18 protein-coding genes are annotated in these 17,454 nt (G+C 63.9%); 15 read left to right on the top strand and 3 right to left on the bottom strand.

Translation table 11 applies throughout. The annotated features are described in order from the left end of the window. Positions 1-8 precede the first annotated feature (8 nt). The 14 genes from ACIQF4_RS01050 to ACIQF4_RS00985 all read left to right on the top strand — a co-directional run bounded on the left by ACIQF4_RS01050 (position 9) and on the right by ACIQF4_RS00985 (position 13,142). Positions 9-791, top strand: a complete 783-nt coding sequence (locus tag ACIQF4_RS01050; RefSeq protein WP_400513862.1) for a Flp pilus assembly protein CpaB — start codon at positions 9-11, stop codon at positions 789-791. Then, the gene (locus ACIQF4_RS01045) at positions 791-1,990 is read left to right on the top strand and encodes a CpaE family protein (RefSeq protein WP_400513861.1); all 1,200 of its coding nucleotides are present in this window, start codon (positions 791-793) and stop codon (positions 1,988-1,990) included. Before ACIQF4_RS01050 ends, ACIQF4_RS01045 begins: the two co-directional genes overlap by 1 nt. Positions 1,991-2,085: 95 nt before the next feature. Further along, on the top strand, positions 2,086-3,456 hold the full coding sequence (locus ACIQF4_RS01040) for a CpaF family protein (RefSeq protein ID WP_400513859.1): 1,371 nt from the start codon (positions 2,086-2,088) through the stop codon (positions 3,454-3,456). Positions 3,457-3,458: 2 nt separating this feature from the next. Beyond that, positions 3,459-4,403, top strand: a complete 945-nt coding sequence (locus ACIQF4_RS01035; RefSeq protein ID WP_400513857.1) for a type II secretion system F family protein — start codon at positions 3,459-3,461, stop codon at positions 4,401-4,403. A 10-nt stretch (positions 4,404-4,413) separates the two neighbouring features. Beyond that, the gene (locus tag ACIQF4_RS01030) at positions 4,414-5,292 is read left to right on the top strand and encodes a type II secretion system F family protein (RefSeq protein WP_400513856.1); all 879 of its coding nucleotides are present in this window, start codon (positions 4,414-4,416) and stop codon (positions 5,290-5,292) included. 259 nt (positions 5,293-5,551) lie between these two features. Continuing rightward, entirely contained in the window at positions 5,552-5,758 is a 207-nt protein-coding gene (locus tag ACIQF4_RS01025; protein WP_350002040.1) for a Flp family type IVb pilin, read from the top strand. Positions 5,759-5,847: 89 nt separating this feature from the next. Then, entirely contained in the window at positions 5,848-6,222 is a 375-nt protein-coding gene (locus tag ACIQF4_RS01020) for a TadE/TadG family type IV pilus assembly protein (protein WP_400513854.1), read from the top strand. Then, positions 6,210-7,250: a pilus assembly protein TadG-related protein gene (locus ACIQF4_RS01015; protein WP_400513852.1), complete on the top strand. Its 1,041-nt coding sequence runs from the start codon at positions 6,210-6,212 to the stop codon at positions 7,248-7,250. Before ACIQF4_RS01020 ends, ACIQF4_RS01015 begins: the two co-directional genes overlap by 13 nt. Positions 7,251-7,279: 29 nt before the next feature. Further along, positions 7,280-8,017 carry a Flp pilus assembly protein CpaB gene (locus tag ACIQF4_RS01010; RefSeq protein ID WP_400513850.1) on the top strand — a complete coding sequence of 246 codons (738 nt, stop codon included), beginning with the start codon at positions 7,280-7,282 and terminating at the stop codon, positions 8,015-8,017. Then, positions 8,014-9,210, top strand: a complete 1,197-nt coding sequence (locus ACIQF4_RS01005; protein WP_400513849.1) for a CpaE family protein — start codon at positions 8,014-8,016, stop codon at positions 9,208-9,210. The genes ACIQF4_RS01010 and ACIQF4_RS01005 overlap by 4 nt, the downstream gene beginning before the upstream one ends. Beyond that, positions 9,210-10,745 (top strand): CpaF family protein, encoded by a 1,536-nt coding sequence (locus ACIQF4_RS01000; protein ID WP_400513846.1) that lies wholly within the window; start codon positions 9,210-9,212, stop codon positions 10,743-10,745. The genes ACIQF4_RS01005 and ACIQF4_RS01000 overlap by 1 nt, the downstream gene beginning before the upstream one ends. Before the next feature lie 8 nt (positions 10,746-10,753). Beyond that, a complete protein-coding gene (locus ACIQF4_RS00995) occupies positions 10,754-11,686 on the top strand; it encodes a type II secretion system F family protein (RefSeq protein WP_400513845.1) in 933 nt (310 codons plus the stop codon). 7 nt (positions 11,687-11,693) lie between these two features. Further along, positions 11,694-12,584: a type II secretion system F family protein gene (locus ACIQF4_RS00990; protein WP_400513844.1), complete on the top strand. Its 891-nt coding sequence runs from the start codon at positions 11,694-11,696 to the stop codon at positions 12,582-12,584. 93 nt (positions 12,585-12,677) lie between these two features. Then, positions 12,678-13,142, top strand: a complete 465-nt coding sequence (locus tag ACIQF4_RS00985) for an Hpt domain-containing protein (RefSeq protein WP_350002053.1) — start codon at positions 12,678-12,680, stop codon at positions 13,140-13,142. A 7-nt stretch (positions 13,143-13,149) separates the two neighbouring features. Here the strand turns inward: ACIQF4_RS00985 and ACIQF4_RS00980 are convergent, their stop codons facing one another. After that, entirely contained in the window at positions 13,150-13,938 is a 789-nt protein-coding gene (locus ACIQF4_RS00980) for a response regulator transcription factor (protein WP_350002055.1), read from the bottom strand. Positions 13,939-14,189: 251 nt separating this feature from the next. Between ACIQF4_RS00980 and ACIQF4_RS00975 the strand changes: the two genes are divergently transcribed. Beyond that, positions 14,190-15,857 carry a sensor histidine kinase gene (locus tag ACIQF4_RS00975; protein WP_400516300.1) on the top strand — a complete coding sequence of 556 codons (1,668 nt, stop codon included), beginning with the start codon at positions 14,190-14,192 and terminating at the stop codon, positions 15,855-15,857. A 63-nt stretch (positions 15,858-15,920) separates the two neighbouring features. Here the strand turns inward: ACIQF4_RS00975 and ACIQF4_RS00970 are convergent, their stop codons facing one another. Continuing rightward, entirely contained in the window at positions 15,921-16,814 is an 894-nt protein-coding gene (locus tag ACIQF4_RS00970; protein ID WP_400516299.1) for a tRNA pseudouridine synthase A, read from the bottom strand. 32 nt (positions 16,815-16,846) lie between these two features. Continuing rightward, a complete protein-coding gene (gene rplQ, locus ACIQF4_RS00965) occupies positions 16,847-17,443 on the bottom strand; it encodes a 50S ribosomal protein L17 (protein ID WP_231454765.1) in 597 nt (198 codons plus the stop codon). Between the last annotated feature and the right edge of the window lie 11 nt (positions 17,444-17,454).

The raw sequence follows: 17,454 nt of genomic DNA, 5'->3' as shown, positions 1-17,454 counted from the left end.
GTAAACAAGTGAAATCACGCCTACTGGGAGGCATCGCGGCGCTGGTACTGGCCGTCATAGGAACGGTACTTCTCGTCGTATACGTACAGGGTGCAGACAATAGGGCAGCGCAGGGGCTCGACCCCGTGAATGTTCTCGTGGTCAAAGAGCAAGTACCCGCCGGCACAAAAGCAGAGGACCTGAATAACTACGTTGAATTGGCAGCTATCCCGCAGTCAGCAGTACCCGAAGGGGCGCTAGAAGGTCTCGGCGATCAAACAGGAAAAGTGACATCGGTTGCCTTAGAACCAGGCGAGCAACTCCTGACCTCACGGCTGGTGGACCCGCGCGAACTGGTGCCAGGGACCGTCCCCGTACCTGACGGGATGGAGGAAGTGACGCTCCTTCTCTCGCCGGAACGTCTCTTGGGGGGGCGTGTTGAAGCGGGCGACACTGTCACCGTTTACACCTCGTTCAAGTCTGAAGACGGGATGCCCGAGAACGCACGCGTTCCGGAAGAGGTCAAAGGCTGGAAACAGTCCACAGGTCTCCTGTTCCACGATGTCCTGGTAACGGCAGTACAGAAGGCCGCACCGGAGACAACGAAGTCCGGAAGCGCCAATGACTCGGACTCCACTGGAAGCGCTGTTGAAATGCCCAACGGGTCAGCGTTTGTCACTGTTGCCAGGACTGACGCAGACGCCGCCAAGCTGGTCTTCGGAGCAGAATTCGGCACCATCTGGCTGGCCAAACAGACCGACACCAGCACCAAGAGCGACCCCCCGGTTACAACCTTTGGAGGGCTGTACTAATGAGCCGTTTCGTCGCCATCACTGCAGTACGGGACTTTGAAGGACGAGTCAGGCAAGCAATAACTGGTGCACTGCACGGCGAGCTGCAGACGCTTTCTCCGGAGGTCCTGGCAGGAGGACCGGAAGACGTACTGCGGCAGCTCTCGGGCGCCCAGCCGGAGGTCCTGCTCCTGGGCCCCGGCGTTGCCCCGGACGACGCACTCAAACTTGCAACCGTCTTCGACCTTCAATACCCGGAAGTCAGCCTGCTGCTCATTGCAGAACCAAGCCCCGACCTTGTACTCCGTGCCATGCACGCCGGGATCAGGGACGTGGTGACTCCTGAGATCGTGGTCAACGATCTCAGGGTGCTTCTGGAGCGCGCGTGCCTGGCAGCGGCCAGCCGCCGCAGAGGGATGGCCCCGGCAGCCGAATCGGGGCAGGAGAGGGGCCGTGTCATAGCGGTGATGTCGCCTAAAGGCGGCGTCGGCAAGACGACTGTCGCGACCAACCTTGCCATTGGGCTCGGCAAGGTAGCGCCAATGGGTGTGGTCATAGTGGATCTCGACCTTCAGTTTGGCGACGTGGCTTCCGGCCTCCTTCTAGAGCCAGAACATTGCATAACAGATGCCGTCCACGGCTCTGCCTCCCAGGATTCCATGGTGTTGAAAGCTTTTTTGACAGTACATCCTGCCGGTATCTATGCCCTTTGCGCACCACGGACGCCGGCCGAATCGGATTACATCACGGCGGACCATGTCAGCCGGCTGATCAATCAGTTGGCTGGCGAGTTCAAGTACGTGGTGGTGGATACTGCTCCGGGGCTGGGTGAACACGTGCTTGCCACCTTGGAACAGGCAACGGACGGGGTGTGGGTGTGCGGGATGGACGTCCCGAGTGTTCGTGGCCTCCGTAAGTGCTTCAGCGTGCTGAAAGAGCTGCAACTAGTACCACAAGGAAGACATACAGTCCTTAACTTCGCCGACCGCAAGAGCGGCTTGTCTGTCCAGGACGTAGAAGCAACCATTGGTGTCCCTATCGATGCAGTTGTTCCGCGTTCCCGCACGTTGCCGTTCTCTACTAACCGTGGGGTTCCGGTACTGCAGAGCAGCAACAGGGATTCAGCAGCCAAGGGCCTCAGGCGTCTCGTGGACCGCTTTGATCCTCAATGGGTGTCGTCCCCGCAAAATAAGCTCCATCGAAGGGTGGTTGTATCGTGAGACTTTCAGATCGGCTTTCCAAGCAAAGCAGCGGAGCTGTTGTCACGCCGGCTATAACAACGAGCACAGGGGAGATGCCGCCCTCCTTTGAAGGCATGGCAGACACGCCCGCCGCACCGCCGCGTACGCCGCTTGCCTCACAGCTTGGCGCGTCCTACGCCCCTCCAGCGCCAGTCGTCGACGCGCTCGCAGGACTGAAACAGCGGGCGGCGCTCGCACTTTTCGAAAGGATGGGAACCCGGTTCGGGGATTCCTCGTCTTCCGAAGAGGAACTGCGCACGTCGGCAGTGGAGGAACTTTCAGCCGTCATTGATGAAGAACAGGTACCCCTCTCCCCCGAAGAGCGACGGCGGCTCATCCGTGAGATTGCCGACGAGGTCATGGGTTTCGGACCCTTGCAGCGGCTCCTCGAGGATCCGTCCGTCACAGAAATCATGGTGAACCGTTTTGACCAAATCTATGTCGAGCGGGGTGGCCATCTGACTCTGACGGGGTCCCAATTCAGCTCGGACGATCACCTGAGAAAAGTCATCGAACGAATTGTCTCCAAGGTGGGCCGCAGGATTGATGAATCTTCGCCCCTGGTAGACGCCCGCCTCGCAGACGGGTCGAGGGTCAATGCGATCATTCCTCCACTCGCTGTGAACGGCCCTTCACTCACCATCCGCAAGTTCAGCCATGTCCCGCTCACCGTGCGAAACCTCATTGAGTGGGGTTCGCTAACGGTCGAGATGGCTGAACTCCTTAGCGCCTGCGTCAGGGCACGGCTCAACATCATCGTTTCTGGTGGTACTGGTACCGGCAAGACCACGCTGTTGAACGTCTTGTCCTCTTTCATTCCGGAAGACGACCGAATCGTCACGATCGAGGACGCGGTTGAGCTCCAGCTGCAGCAGGACCACGTGGTGCGACTGGAAAGCCGCCCGCCGAATATCGAAGGAAAGGGCGCAATTGGCATTCGGGACCTGGTGCGTAACTCCCTCCGCATGAGGCCGGACCGCATCATTGTGGGCGAGGTCCGGGGCGGCGAGTCTTTGGACATGCTGCAAGCTATGAACACAGGCCATGATGGATCACTGTCCACGGTGCACGCTAACTCGCCCAGGGACGCGATCGCAAGGCTGGAGACTCTGGTTCTCATGGCCGGGATGGACCTCCCGCTTCGGGCTATCCGTGAACAGGTGTCGTCAGCCGTGGACCTCATTGTCCAAGTCACCAGGCTCCGCGACGGAAGCCGTCGCGTAACCCACGTGACCGAAGTCCAAGGTATGGAAGGCGATATCGTCACCCTCCAGGACGTCTTTCTCTTCGACTACTCAGCAGGAATGGACCCCCAGGGCCGATTCCTGGGCAAGCCAATTCCGACCGGCATCAGGCCCAGGTTCCTCGACCGTTTCGCCGAGCTTGGAATTGGTGTCTCACCTGCCGTATTCGGTGTCGACATGGCGCCTCTCGGGAGGCGGTAGCTGTGGAAAGTCCCCTGCTCATCGGAGTGGCGGTACTCGCGTGCTTCGGCGCACTGGTCATCCTGTTTTTTGTGGTCCTGAAACCGACAACGGGCACGATTCCCTTGGACCGGAGACGTCCGAAGGGCAGCAGCCCCGAGAATTCGTCCCTCAGCAAAGTTTCACAGACGCTGGTCGACAACGTCGACCGGGCACTTGGTAAGTCCGGCGGTCCCTTCAACCGGGACCTCCTCTACAACGCAGGTGTGAAAATGACGCCGGCGGACTTCACCGTCCTTGTGGCCGTGGCGTCGGTATTGCTTGGCTTCCTCGGCGCGCTGTTCACAAACCCGGTCATAGGTATTCTCCTGGGGGCTGCGGCGCCCTTTCTTACCCGTCTGGTTCTGAGCATTCGCACGGACAAGCGCCGGGGTAAATTCGAAGCCCAGCTCATTGACACCATCCAGATGCTGATTGGTGGCTTGAGGGCAGGCCACAGCATTATGCGTTCCCTGGAAGCCGCAGGTTTGGAATCCGATGCGCCCACCTCCGAAGAACTCCTGCGGATTGTCAACGAGACCCGCATAGGCAAGGACCCGGGGCAGGCTTTGGAGGAAACCGCGCAGCGTATGGGCAGCGAGGACTTTGGCTGGATCGGCCAAGCCATACAGATCAACCGCGAAGTCGGCGGCGATCTGGCGGAGGTGCTCGAGCAGGTGGCGGGAACCATCCGCGAGCGCAGCGAGATCAAGGGCCAAGTGCGTTCACTGAGCGCAGAGGGCAAGATGTCAGCCGTCGTGCTCATGGGTATGCCGGTGGCAGTCGCCCTCATGCTCTCGGTTATCAACCCTACGTACATGAGGGTGTTTATCGAGGAGCCTCTTGGCAACATCATGATCGCCGTTAGCGCTGTCATGTTTGTCATCGGGGGCGTCTGGATGAGCCGCACCGTAAAGATCAAGTTCTAGGAGGATCGTCATGACACCCATAGCCTGGCTCATCATTGCCGCCGTGGTTCTTCCTCTCACCTACTTCACCTGGGTCCTGGCCACATTGGATCGGAGGGGTGCCTTAGCCATTCAAACCAACTTGGGCCAGGGCTTCACTCATAGCGGACCGACGGCGACGGCTCGTCCTCCTGCCATGTTGGGTATCGCCAAACGGCTCACTCCCGGCAGCTACGAAGCGAAGCTGGACCGGTGGCTGGCGTTGGCTGGACGTCCGGTTTCAATGCCCTTGGAGAAACTGATCATCGGCAAGCCCATCCTTGCCTTGGCCGGCGCCGTACTGGCGATCTTCGTATTCAGGAGTTCCCCAACGCCTCAGAGCGTCGGAATAGGTTTACTGATCACAGGGCTGGGTTATTTCCTGCCGGATCTCCTTGTCTACAACAGGGGAATCAAGCGGCAAGAGGCTATTCAGCTGGAATTGCCCAATACCCTGGACCAGATGCTCATTTCCGTGGAGGCGGGGCTCGGATTCGAAGCAGCCATGGCCCGCGCCGGTCAGTACGGCGAAGGCCCGCTGGCGCAGGAACTCACCCGCACCCTGCAGGACATGCAGGTAGGACGTCCGCGCCAAGAGGCTTACCAGGCCATGGCAGATCGTTCCTCAGTGGCAGAGCTACGCAGCTTCGTCCGAGCGGTGGTTCAGGCGGACAAGTACGGAATCGGCTTGGCCAAAGTTCTCCGGACACAGGCAAAGCAGTCGCGGGTCAAGCGCCGCCAGCGCGCTGAAGAGAAAGCCATGAAGCTTCCCGTCAAAGTCCTCTTCCCGCTGTTGATGTTCATTTTCCCGGTGCTCTTCATCGTTCTTCTCGGCCCCGCAGTCATCAACATCATGCAGACCCTGCTCTAAAATCTTTTCCCCGCGCCGCCAGGCGCCCCATATACCGGACCCCCTCGGCACCCAGAACCGAGGGGGTCCGCTTGTGTGCCCACTGCCTTGCGAAATCCAGCGTTAGCGCAGCGAGAACCCAGCAAAAGCGCAGGAGAAATACACCGCGTAAAGCCTTTGCGCAGGATGCTCCAAGATCCGGGATTGGAGGCAAATCTGCTTGCTACCTTCGTTTTAGTGCTGGTGCAGGGCCAGCCATCCGTCTCGCTCAGGAGTACAAATGCTTTCTCTCATCGCTACACTTCAGACCCTCGGCTTCAACCTCAAGAACCGACTCAACGAAGAGAAGGGTGCTACCGCCGTTGAATACGGCATCATGGTGGGCCTCATCGCCGTCGTCATCATCGTTGCTGTCAACACCCTGGGCGGCACCCTCGACGGATTCTTCGACTCCGTCAACAACGAGCTCGCGCCCACCACCCCTTAGTCAGCTCGGTTCCGGCCCCCCATATCGGAACCGCACCGCCTCAAAGAAGCAGGCACAGAACACGAGTCATCCAAGAGGAGGTGCAGCAGGTGTCACACGATTCGGAACGCGGTGCAGCCGCCGTCGAATTCGCCATCCTGCTGCCCCTCCTCTTGATGCTTGTCCTGGGCACCATCGAATTCGGCCGGGCCTACAACGCCCAGATCACCCTCACCAACGCAGCCCGCGACGGCGTCCGGGTGATGGCCATCGGCAACGATCCAACCGGTGCAAAGACAGCCGCCCAGAACGCCGCAGCCTCCGTCAGCACCACCATCCCCGCCTCGGACATCACGCTCAGCACCAACGCGTGCAGCACAGGCGCCCAGGTGACCCTCACCATCAAGTACAACCTGTCCACCATCACCGGCATTGCAGGCCCCTTCCCCATGACAGGCAAGGGGGTCATGCTGTGCGGCGGCTGACCACGGACAAAGCACCAAACGAGAAAGGCGCCATCAGCGTCATCGTCGCCATCCTCCTGGTGACCCTCCTCGGGTTCGTAGCGATCGCCGTCGACGTCGGGGTGATCTACTCGGAACGCGCGCAACTGCAGAACGGCGCGGACGCCTCCGCCATCGCCATGGCGCAGAAGTGCGCACGGAATGCAGCGGATCCGGTGTGTTCCACGACGTCCACCCTCGCGGCGAGCCTCGCCGACCAGAACGCCCTGGACGGCATGAGCAAGGTGCACACCATCGAGCTCGACAAAACCGCCCGGAAAGTCAGTGTCACCACCTCCGCGAAAGAGGCCGGCGGCACGGACAACTCCGTCTCCCTTTTCTTCGCGGACGTCCTCGGCGTTCCCACCAAAGAAGTGGGTGCCCGCGGATCGGCCGTCTGGGGCAGCCCCCAGGCCGGCCGTACAGCGTTCCCCCTGGCGTTTTCCATCTGCCAGGTAAAGGACAAAATCGGCTCGGGGCTCCAGCTCCTCCAGGAACACGGAAAGAACGCCAACGCCGACTGCAACTACGGCCCGTCAGGAGCGGCAGTGCAGGGCGGCTTCGGCTGGCTGGTCCAGGACGCCGGTGCGTGCGGCGGCACCATCGACCTAGCCGTCAGCGAAGGCGGCAGCGACCCCGGCAACAACGCGCCGGGAAACTGCGCCACAGAACTCAACGACTGGGCCAGCGACATCACCGCCGGCCGGGACGTCATTGTCCTCCTCCCGGTGTTCAACAAGGTCACCGGAACCGGCGCCGGCGCCGTCTACGGGCTTGTCTCCTTCGCGGCTTTCAAGGTCACCGGCTGGAAGTTCAGCGGAGACTCGTCCCTCCCCTACACCTTCCAAAACAGGGCGTCGACGACGACGGGAGTCACCTCCGCCACGGAATGCCGAGGTGAGTGCCGCGGCGTCATCGGCAGCTTCGTCAAATACGTTTCCCTCGCCGACGGTTACACCCTCGGGCCCGTTGACGAATACGGCGCCATCATCGCCCGTCCCACCCTCTAGCCACCACCCCAGATATTCAGGAGCTGAAAGTGAAGTCTCGCCTGCTCGCCGGAACGGCCGCGGTTGCCCTGGCGCTCGTGGGAGCCCTCCTCATCATCTTCTACGCCAACGGCGCGGACCAGCGGGCCCTCGCCTCCACCGAACCCGTGGACGTCCTGGTGGTCAAGACCGCCATCCCCGCAGGCACTCCGGTCAACGACATGGCTGCCTCCCTGGTTGTCGAGAAGGTCCCGGCAGCAGGCAAGTCAGACAGCGCCCTCAGCACCCTTGAAGGCAAGGCCAACACCGTCAGCGCCGTGGACTTGGTTCCAGGGGAACAGCTCCTGGCCGAGCGGCTCGTCGCGCCCGCCGATGTCAAGGAACACGGCGCCGTCGAGGTTCCCGCCGGCCTCCAGGAAGTTTCCTTCCAGCTGGAGCCGCAGCGGGTCGTCGGCGGCCGGGTCAATGTCGGAGACCACGTTGGCATCTCGCTGAACTTCGAAAACGGCGCCTACAAGGCTAGAGCAGAGGACGCCACCACCCAGCTCACCCTCCGCAAGGTTCTCGTCACCGGAGTCCAAGGGGCTGCGAGCGCCGAGACCGCCGAGGGCGAAGAGAACACTGCTCTCCCCGAAGGATCCCTCATGCTGACCGTGGCCGTCAGCGACGTTGACGCCAGCAAGATCATCTTCACGTCAATCAACGGCAGCCTCTGGCTCACCAAGGAACCCCTCGACGCCCAGGACAACGGACCCCGGATCGAACGCAAGGAAGTGGTCTACAAGTGAGCCGGTTCGTCCTCCTCTCCCCCAGCGGCGAGTTCGACCAGAAGCTGCGCGCCGCCGTCGCCCACGGCCTGCGCGGCTCCGTGCAGACCATCGCCTCGGACATCCTCCCCGCGGGCCCCGCGGAACTGTTCGCCCTCCTCAACCAGGAGCAGCCCGAAGTCCTTATCATCGGCCCGGACGTCCCCTACGATGAGGCGCTGCGGTTCGCCAAGGTCTTCGACGTCCAGCTCCCGGGCCTCAGCCTGGTGCTGGTCAGCGACATCGAGCCGTCCTTCCTGGTCCACGCCATGCGCGCCGGTATCCGGGACATCCTCAGCCCGCAGGCCGACGCCGCCGAGATCCGCGTGCTGCTGGAGCGTGCCTGCCAGTCCTTCGCCACCCGCCACCGGAGCCCCGAGACGCAGGCGGCGGATAACGGCGGAAAGGGCCTGGTGATCGGCGTCTTCTCACCCAAGGGCGGCGTCGGCAAGACCACCCTGGCAACCAATATCGCCATCGGCCTCGGCCAGATCGCGCCCATGAGCGTGGTCATCGTGGACCTTGACCTGCAGTTCGGCGACGTAGCCTCCGGCCTGTACCTCAACCCGGAGCACACCGTCACGGACGCCGTCACGCCCGCGGCTGCCCAGGACTCACTGGTCCTCAAGGCATTCCTCACGGTCCACCCGGCCGGGATCTACGCACTGTGCGCCCCGCCGAACCCGGTGGACGCGGACCACATCACGCCGGACCAGATCACCCATCTGCTGGAACAGCTGTCCCAGGAATTCCAGTACGTGGTCCTGGACACCGCACCCGGCATGCCCGAAATCGGCCTCGCCGCCATGGAACAATGCACCGACGTTGTCTGGGTCAGCGCCATGGACATCCCCAGCCTCCGCGGCCTCCGCTCAGGCCTGGAGGTGCTCCGCCAGCTGGAGATCATGCCCGGATCCCGGCACGTGGTCCTGAACATGGCCGACGCCAAGGCCGGCCTCAACGTCCGCGACGTCGAATCCACCATCGGCGCCCCGGTGGACGTCAGCGTTCCCCGGTCCCGCGCCGTGGCCCTGTCCACCAACCGTGGCATCCCCGTCCTCCAGGAATCCAAAAAGGACCCGGCCGTCAAGAGCCTCCGCCAGCTGGTGGAGCGGTTCAACCCGGCGTGGCGTACCCAGACCCAGCGGAAACTGCACCGAAGGGTGGTCATCTGATGAAACTCTCCGAACGGATCAGCGCGGTCCAGGACCGCAATCAGTCCGCCGGCGGCAGCGTTGCCGTGCTCGAAGCCCCGCGTCCCGCGGCCGCCCCGGCCAGGACCCGGGAGGGCGAGCCGCGGCACCTTCCCGCCGCTCCCGCCGTCGTCATTCCAACGTCCGACGCCGGTGCCTCCACAGTGCCTTCAGCTCCCTCAGTGCCCAAGGCACAGTCCGTGGACGTCTTCGCCGCCATGAAGCACCGCGCGGCCACCGCGCTTTTCGAGCGGATGGGCGCGCGCTTCAACGACGCCACGGCTACCGAGCAGGAGCTGCGGAGCACGGCCAAGGAGGAGCTGACGCGGATCATCGACGCCGAGCAGGTTCCGCTGACGCCTGAGGAGCGGACCCGGCTTGTCCAGGATATTTCCGACGACGTCCTGGGCTTCGGCCCCCTCCAGCGTCTGCTGGACGATCCCGCCGTCACCGAAATCATGGTCAATCGGATGGACCAGATCTATGTGGAACGCAAGGGCAAGCTGACCCTGACGGAGTCCCGCTTCAGCTCCGAGGAACACCTGCGGAAGGTCATCGAGCGGATCGTGTCCAAGGTGGGCCGCCGCATTGACGAGTCCTCACCACTGGTGGACGCCCGCCTCGAGGACGGCTCCCGTGTCAACGCCGTGATCCCGCCGCTGGCCGTGGGCGGATCCTCGCTGACCATCCGTAAATTCAGCAAGGTCCCGCTGACCGTCCGCAACCTCATCGATTTCGGCACGCTCACGCCCGAAATGGCCGAGCTGCTCAACGCCTGCGTTAAAGCGAAGCTGAACATCATCGTCTCCGGCGGTACCGGCACCGGCAAGACCACCCTCCTGAACGTCCTGTCCTCCTTCCTGCCCGCGGACGAACGGATCGTCACCATCGAGGACGCCGTGGAGCTCCAGATCCAGCAGCAGCACGTGGTCCGGCTCGAAAGCCGCCCGCCGAACACCGAGGGCAAGGGCGAGGTGACCATCCGCGAACTGCTCCGGAACTCGCTGCGTATGCGCCCGGACCGGATCGTGGTGGGCGAGGTCCGCGGCGGGGAATCACTGGACATGCTCCAGGCCATGAACACCGGCCACGACGGCTCCCTTTCAACGGTCCACTCCAACTCCCCCCGGGACGCGGTGGCCAGGCTGGAAACCCTGGTGCTGATGGCTGGCATGGACCTGCCGCTGCGCGCCATCCGCGAACAGATCGCCTCCGCCGTCAACCTCATTGTGCAGATCTCCCGGCTCCGTGACGGCTCCCGCCGCATCACCCACGTCACCGAAGTCCAGGGGATGGAAGGGGACATCGTGACCCTCCAGGACGCCTTCGTCTTTGACTACTCCGCCGGAGTGGACGCGCAGGGCCGCTTCCTGGGCAAACCCGTGGCCACCGGAATCCGGCCCCGGTTCATCGACCGGTTCGAAGACCTGGGCATCCACGTCTCCCCCGGCGTTTTCGCCGGACCCCAGGCGGCGGCGGGCCAACCCACCGCCGGCCAGAACCACGGCGGACGGTGACGGCCGCCATGATCCTTGCTGCCGGAACCGCCATCCTGCTGATAGCCGTAGCCCTGTTCGGTGCCGCTATCCTTCTGCCCAGCGCGCCGGACGTGCCGCTGGACCGCCGTCGTCCTTTTGATCCCGACCCTCAGTCCTCCCTTACGCGCGTGGCGCTCTCCGCCGTCCGTTCCTTTGAGCGGCTCCTCGCCGGCCGGAGCATCTCCCTCTTTGCCCGGCCCGAGCTCGAGAACGCCGGGCTCCGGCTCAGCCAGGCCGAGTTCTTCCTGCTGGTGGGAATCGGCGCCGGCGTGGGGATGCTGGTAGGCACGGTCACGGTCGGCCCTTTGGTGGGGCTGCTCCTGGCGCTGCTGGCGCCCTTCATTGGGAAACTCGTCTTGGGATTCCTGGCCGGTAAACGGCGGGCCACCTTCGACAGCCAGCTGGGAGACACCCTCCAGCTCCTCTCCGGCGGCCTCCGCGCCGGGCACAGCATCCTGCGCGCCATTGATGCTGCGGCAGCGGAGTCGCAGAAGCCGACGTCGGAGGAGATGCGGCGCGTGATCACGGAGACCAGCCTGGGCCGCGACCTGCTGGCCGCCCTCAACGACACCGCCGACCGGATGAAGAACGAGGATTTCATCTGGATCTCGCAGGCCATCCAAATCAACCGCGAGGTGGGCGGCAACCTGGCCGACGTCCTGGACCAGGTTAACGAAACCATCCGCGAGCGCGCCGAAATCAAAGGCCACATCAAGGCCCTGGCCGCCGAAGGCAAGTTCTCCGCCTACATCCTCATCGCCATGCCGTTCGGAATTGTGGCCATGCTGCTCGCCGTCAGTCCCAACTATATGAACTCCATGTTCACCCATCCCCTGGGCTGGGCCATGATCGGGGCCTCGTTTGTCCTCATGACCATCGGCGCCCTGTGGATGCGCAAAATCATCGACCTGAAGTTCTGAGGAACCCATGAACCTGACAGTTCTCCTCTCCATCCTGCTGGTCTGCATCCCCGTCGCCGGTTTGGCCTGGTCCGTCCTGACAGTGGACAGGCAGGGCCGCGTCGCCGTCAACGACCTCCTGTCCCGCGGTGCCGCACCCGTGGCCGTTGCCGACGCCGACGCCGACAAATCCGGCATGCTCGAAGGCATCGGCCGGCGCCTCACTCCCCCGGCATATGTCGCCTTCCTTGACCGGCTGCTGGCCCTCGCCGGGCGGCCCGCCTCGATGCCGCTGGGCAAGGTCCTCGGCTCCAAGCTGGCGATAGGCCTGGCGGGCGTCACGGTAGGCATCTACCTGACGGCCATCGGAAGCACTCCGCTGATGAAACTCGCAGGCCTGTTCCTGCTGTTCCTGGGCTACTTCATCCCGGACCTCCTGCTCTACAGCAAGGGGCAGGAACGCCAGAAGGTCATGCAGCTGGAACTGGCCAACACCCTGGACCAGATGCTGATTTCCGTGGAGGCCGGCCTGGGCTTCGAAGGTGCCATGGCCCGCGCAGGAGAGAACGGCAAGGGCCCGTTGGCCGAAGAACTGGTACGGACCCTGCAGGACATGCAGGTGGGCCGCAGCCGCCGAGAGTCCTATGTCGCCCTGGCTGAACGGACCAACATTCCGGAGCTGCGCAGCTTCGTCCAGGCCGTGGTCCAGGCGGACACGTACGGTATTGCCATCAGCCGCGTGCTGCGGGTCCAGGCCAAGGTCATGAGGGTAAAGCGGCGCCAGCGGGCTGAGGAAAAGGCGATGAAACTCCCGGTAATGATCCTGTTTCCGCTGCTCTTCTTTATATTCCCGGTTCTCTTTATTGCCATTCTTGGACCGGCCGTCATCAATACCGTGGTTACCTTCAGCGGACAGTAAGCCAGCGCAGTCCGGGCTGAAATATGGCTCAAGGTTTCCACAGGATCACCCGAAATAGGACAACGGAAGAATTTCAGGAAGTAGCCTTGAACAATGCACAGTCAAGATCCCGGCACCAGCCGCGAGGCCGCCGCTGCGGGCTCTCTGCAGCCAGGGATCGCTTCAGCTGCCGGAGCCGCGCTGCCACAGGAAGCGGCCGGTCTCTTGCCGCTCGTTGACGCCGCCGTCCTCGAGGAGCTGGACGACGAACTGGCCGGCTCCGGCCTCGCCCAGCGCTTCGCCCGCGACTATGCGGCCATGTGGGACCAGCGCTACACCCGGCTCGCAGCAGCCGTGGAGAACCAGGACAGCGACTCAGCCCTGGACGCCGTCATCAGCCTGAAGATCACTTCCGCCATGGTGGGGGGCCTGCGGCTGGCGAAACTCGCCGAACTGCTGGAGTCCGTGATCCGCCTGGGCGACTTCGGCCAGGGCCAGGCGCTCATGAAGCGCGTGGCGGCGGACGGCGGGCAGACCGTCTCCGAACTCCAGGCCACCTACATCCTGGAAAACGACTGATTCCCGCCTACTCTTCGAACGGCCTCTTCGGAGCCAGCCGGTAGCCCACGCCGCGGACCGTCTGCAGCCAGCGGGGCGAGAGCTGGTCCTCCTTGAGCTTGCGCCGCAGGTTGCCCACATGGACTTCGACGGCGCGCTCGTCCGCTTCGCTGATGTACGTGTCCTCGTCATAGAACTCGCCGCGCACGGCCCGTACGAGGTCAGCCCGGGTGCACACCGCGCCGCCGCCTCGGAGCAGCACATGGAGCAGGTCGAATTCACTGCGGGTGAGCCCGAGTGGCTCGCCTTTGACCTCCACCGTCCGCGTGCGGTGGTTGAGGGTCAGGCCGTTGTGCTGCAAAACGGCGGAGTCGTGGGTGCCAGGCGCGGCAGCCGGGGTGGCAGGTGCTCCCCACGCCGGCGCTGGCCTCTGACCGTTGACCTCATGCCGGGGCCGGCGCATCATGGCCGCCACCCGTGCCCGGAGCTCCCTGGGCCGGAAGGGTTTGGCAATGTAGTCATCCGCTCCGGCGTTGAGGGCGGACAACAGGTCCGGCTCCTCAGTCCGGCCGGTCAGCATCACCACGTAGGCATTGCTGAAATGGCGGATCCGCCGCAATACTTCGAACCCGTCGATGTCCGGCAGCCCGATATCCAGCGTGACAACATTGGCCTGTTTGCTGCGGACCACTTCCACACCGGCTCGTCCGTCCACCGCTGTATGCACTTCAAATCCTGCCTGGGTCAGCACGCCCTCAAGGAGGTTGCGCACATCGGCATCGTCTTCAATTACTACAGCCACACCAAGTTCGTCCATTGATATCCCTGAGCCAGGCGGACATGGCCCCCCATCAGCCCAGCGCCAATGCCATACCCGCTCCAACCATTTATACGCTACTAGTAAGCCATGCTGATCACATCCCTTTCTGCATTGATTTCGGAAAGTCAATTACTATGACAAGACGTGTGGATTATGAACTGAGAGGATACTCCGGAGTGAGCCGCAGCAATTCCAGTGCCCCTACGGACCTGTCATCCGGTCCAGCCAGCGGGGCCTGAAACCCTTTTATGGCTGAGCACCTGTTCCAGCGCGGACCTGCCCGCTTCTTCCGTGGCCTCGGACCTAGGGCGCAGGTGGCCCTGTGCCAGCTGCCGCTGACACTGATCGTGGCGGCATTGGCTGCGGCCACTCCCTTCGCTTGGCCAACACTGGTCCACAGCCCCCTCTACCTGTCCGGCATCCTCCTTCACGGCGCCCTCTTCCTCGGCTGCCTCCTGGTGCCCTGGGAGCGCCTGGCCCACCGGCCCTACCTGCTGATCCCGGTCCTGGATTTCCTGGCGATCGGGCTGCTCCGGAACGGCGCCGCTCCCCTGCTCCCTGGCCTGGCGGTCCTGGCGGTCTTCCCGGTGATCTGGCTCTCTGCCTCGGGCATGCTGGCCCGCAGCAGCCTGGTCCTGAGTTTTTTCGGCACCATGCTCATCATGGTCCCGTCCCTGGCCGGGCGTTTCCCCTACCTGACTGCCTCGGACGTCACCACAACGCTCCTCTTTCCCCTCATGATGCTCTCGGTCTCCCTCGCCATCCGCTTCGCCAGCGTGCACCTCCGGCTCCAGCAGCAGGAACTGGCGCAGAAGGACAAGGAGCTGCGGAAACTGCTGCACGAAAGCCGGGAACGGGAGAAGCTGCTCCAGACGGTCCTTGACGCAACAGACGTAGGCATTGCCGCCGTCGACCGTTACGGGCATTTCCTGGTGTCCAACAACCAACAGCGGCATTTCCGCGCGTCCACCAAGGCGGATGGCGCCATACCGGGACAGGGGCACCAGCTGATCTTCGGGCAGGACCGTCGGACCCTGCTGCCGCCGGAGAAACGTCCCATCAGCCGCGCCATTGCGGGAGAATCCTTCGCGGACTACCTGGTGTGGGCCGGAGAGGGAGCGGAACAGCGCGCGGTGTCGACGGCGGCCAGGCCCCTGGTGGGCGACGACGGCAGCTTCAACGGCGCCGTTGTGGTGTACACCGACGTCACCGGCTGGGTGGAGGCGCTGGCAGCGAACCAGGAGCTCGTCTCCAACGTGTCCCACGAGTTCAAGACGCCCCTGAATTCCATCATCGGCAACATAGACCTGGTGCTGGACGACGCCGGCGGACTGCCGCCGCAGCTTACCCACCGTTTGCGGGTGGTCCAGCGCAACGCGGAGCGGCTGCTGGCGCTGGTTGCGGACCTGTCCGCATCGGCGTCGGCTGCCTTGAACGTGCACCCGAAAAGGACGGACCTCGCCAGCCTGGTGGAAACCACCCTGGGGTCGGCGCAGGCCCTGGCCGAGCGGGCCCATATCCAGCTCACTGCGGACGTTCCCTCGCCGCTGTGGGCCTACGCGGATCCGCTCCGGATCGGCCAGGCCCTGGACAACCTGGTTTCCAACGCCATTAAGTACTCTCCCGATGGCGGCACGGTCAGCATCAGCGCCCGTGCCGGTGGGGACTGGGTCCAACTCAGCGTCAGCGATACCGGAATGGGGATCTCCCGGGAGGACAGCGCCAGGGTCTTCAAACGGTTCTTCCGCACGGAAGCGGCCCAGAAAGCCTCCATTTCGGGGGCGGGGCTGGGCCTGTCCATTACCAAGATGATCGTGGAGGGCCACGGCGGCACCATCAGCTGCGAGAGCGGGCAGGGGAAGGGCAGCACCTTCACCGTGACCCTGCCTGCGGACGGGCCGCCGCCGTCGTTCTGAAGGCTGGGCCCACGCCCGCAGGGTTCCCTGGCCGAGCTTGCGAGGCTAGGGTGCGGGTGGGGATTAGTGCTCGCGCAGCGCCCTGGTCAGCTCCGCCCGGGCCAACAGCTCGTCGTTCGAGGGATAGGCGACCTCTTCCAGCACGAGGGGATGCGGCGCGGCCAGCACCGATTTCGCGTCCCGCTTCTTCGCCAGGAGCCGCTCATGCAGCCAGCCGGGTTCCTCGAGACCCTCCCCCACGTACAGGGCAGAACCGATCAGGGCGCGCACCATGTTGTGGCAGAACGCATCGGCCTGCACCGTGGCCACAATGACGCCATCCTCCCCCCGCGCGAACTCGAAGCGCTGGAGCTCACGGATGGTGGTGGCACCTTCGCGGGGTTTGCAGAAGGACAGGAAGTTCTGGAGCCCCAGCAGCTTTGACGCGCCCTCGTTCAGCAGCACCACATCCAGCGGGTTCTTGTGCCACAGGGTGAAGTAGCGTTCCAGCGGGTCCCAGAGGGCCGGGCCGTCCGCGATCCGGTAGCTGTACCGCCGCCAGAGGGCTGAGAAGCGGGCGTCGAAGCCCTCCGGCGCCAGCGAGATGCTGTGCACCTCCACGGCGCCTGTCAAGTCCCCCAGGATCCGGCTCAGCGCGCCCCGGATGCGGCGCAGCATGGCGACGGCGGGATCGAGTTCGTGCCCCCGCGGCAGTCCCTGCCACTCGGCTTCCGTCAGGTCCAGGTGGACCACCTGACCGCGGGCATGCACCCCGGCGTCTGTGCGGCCGGCGACCGTCACGCGGATGGGCCGGCGGACCAGCAGGTGCAGGGCTTCCTCAAGGACGCCCTGCACGGTCTTCCGGCCCGGCTGAAGCGCCCACCCGCTGAAGGGGCCGCCGTCGTAGGACACATCAAGCCGGACACGCAAAAACCCGCCGCCCCCCAATACGGGGGCCGCGGGTTTTTGGTCGTTCATAGACTCAAGTCTATGCGAAGAAAATCAGCGAATTACTTCGCGTCCTTTTCCTCGGCTGCGGGAGCCTCGGGTGCTTCCTCAGCGGCCGGGGCCTCTTCGGTTGCAGCTTCTTCAGCAGCAGGTGCCTCAGCAGCTTCGTCAGCTGCGGGGGCCTCGGCGGCCTCAGCCTCGGGAGCCTCTTCTGCAACCGGGGCAGCAGCGGCTTCCTTCTTGTCGGCGTCGCGCTTGGCGGCGGAAGTAGCCTCGGCTACAACGGCCTGCTTGGCGGAAACCGGCTCAAGCACCAGTTCGATGACGGCCATGGGAGCGTTGTCGCCCTTGCGGTTGCCGATCTTGGTGATGCGGGTGTAGCCGCCGTCGCGGTTCTCCACAGCCTGGGCGATGTCAGTGAACAGCTCGTGGACGACGCCCTTGTTGCTGATCAGGCCGAGGACCCGGCGGCGGGAAGCGAGGTCGCCACGCTTGGCGAAGGTCACCAGGCGCTCTGCGTACGGCTTCAGGCGCTTGGCCTTGGTCACCGTGGTGGTGATCCGCTTGTGCTCGAACAGGGATGCTGCCAGGTTCGCGAGCATGAGGCGCTCGTGAGCCGGGCCGCCTCCGAGGCGCGGACCCTTAGTGGGGGTAGGCATAGTTGTTTCTC

This window comes from Pseudarthrobacter sp. NPDC092202, from assembly GCF_044755505.1.
GTDB lineage: Bacteria > Actinomycetota > Actinomycetes > Actinomycetales > Micrococcaceae > Arthrobacter.
Note: the sequence above shows the minus strand (reverse complement) of the source record. Positions and strands in the feature narration are given on the sequence as shown.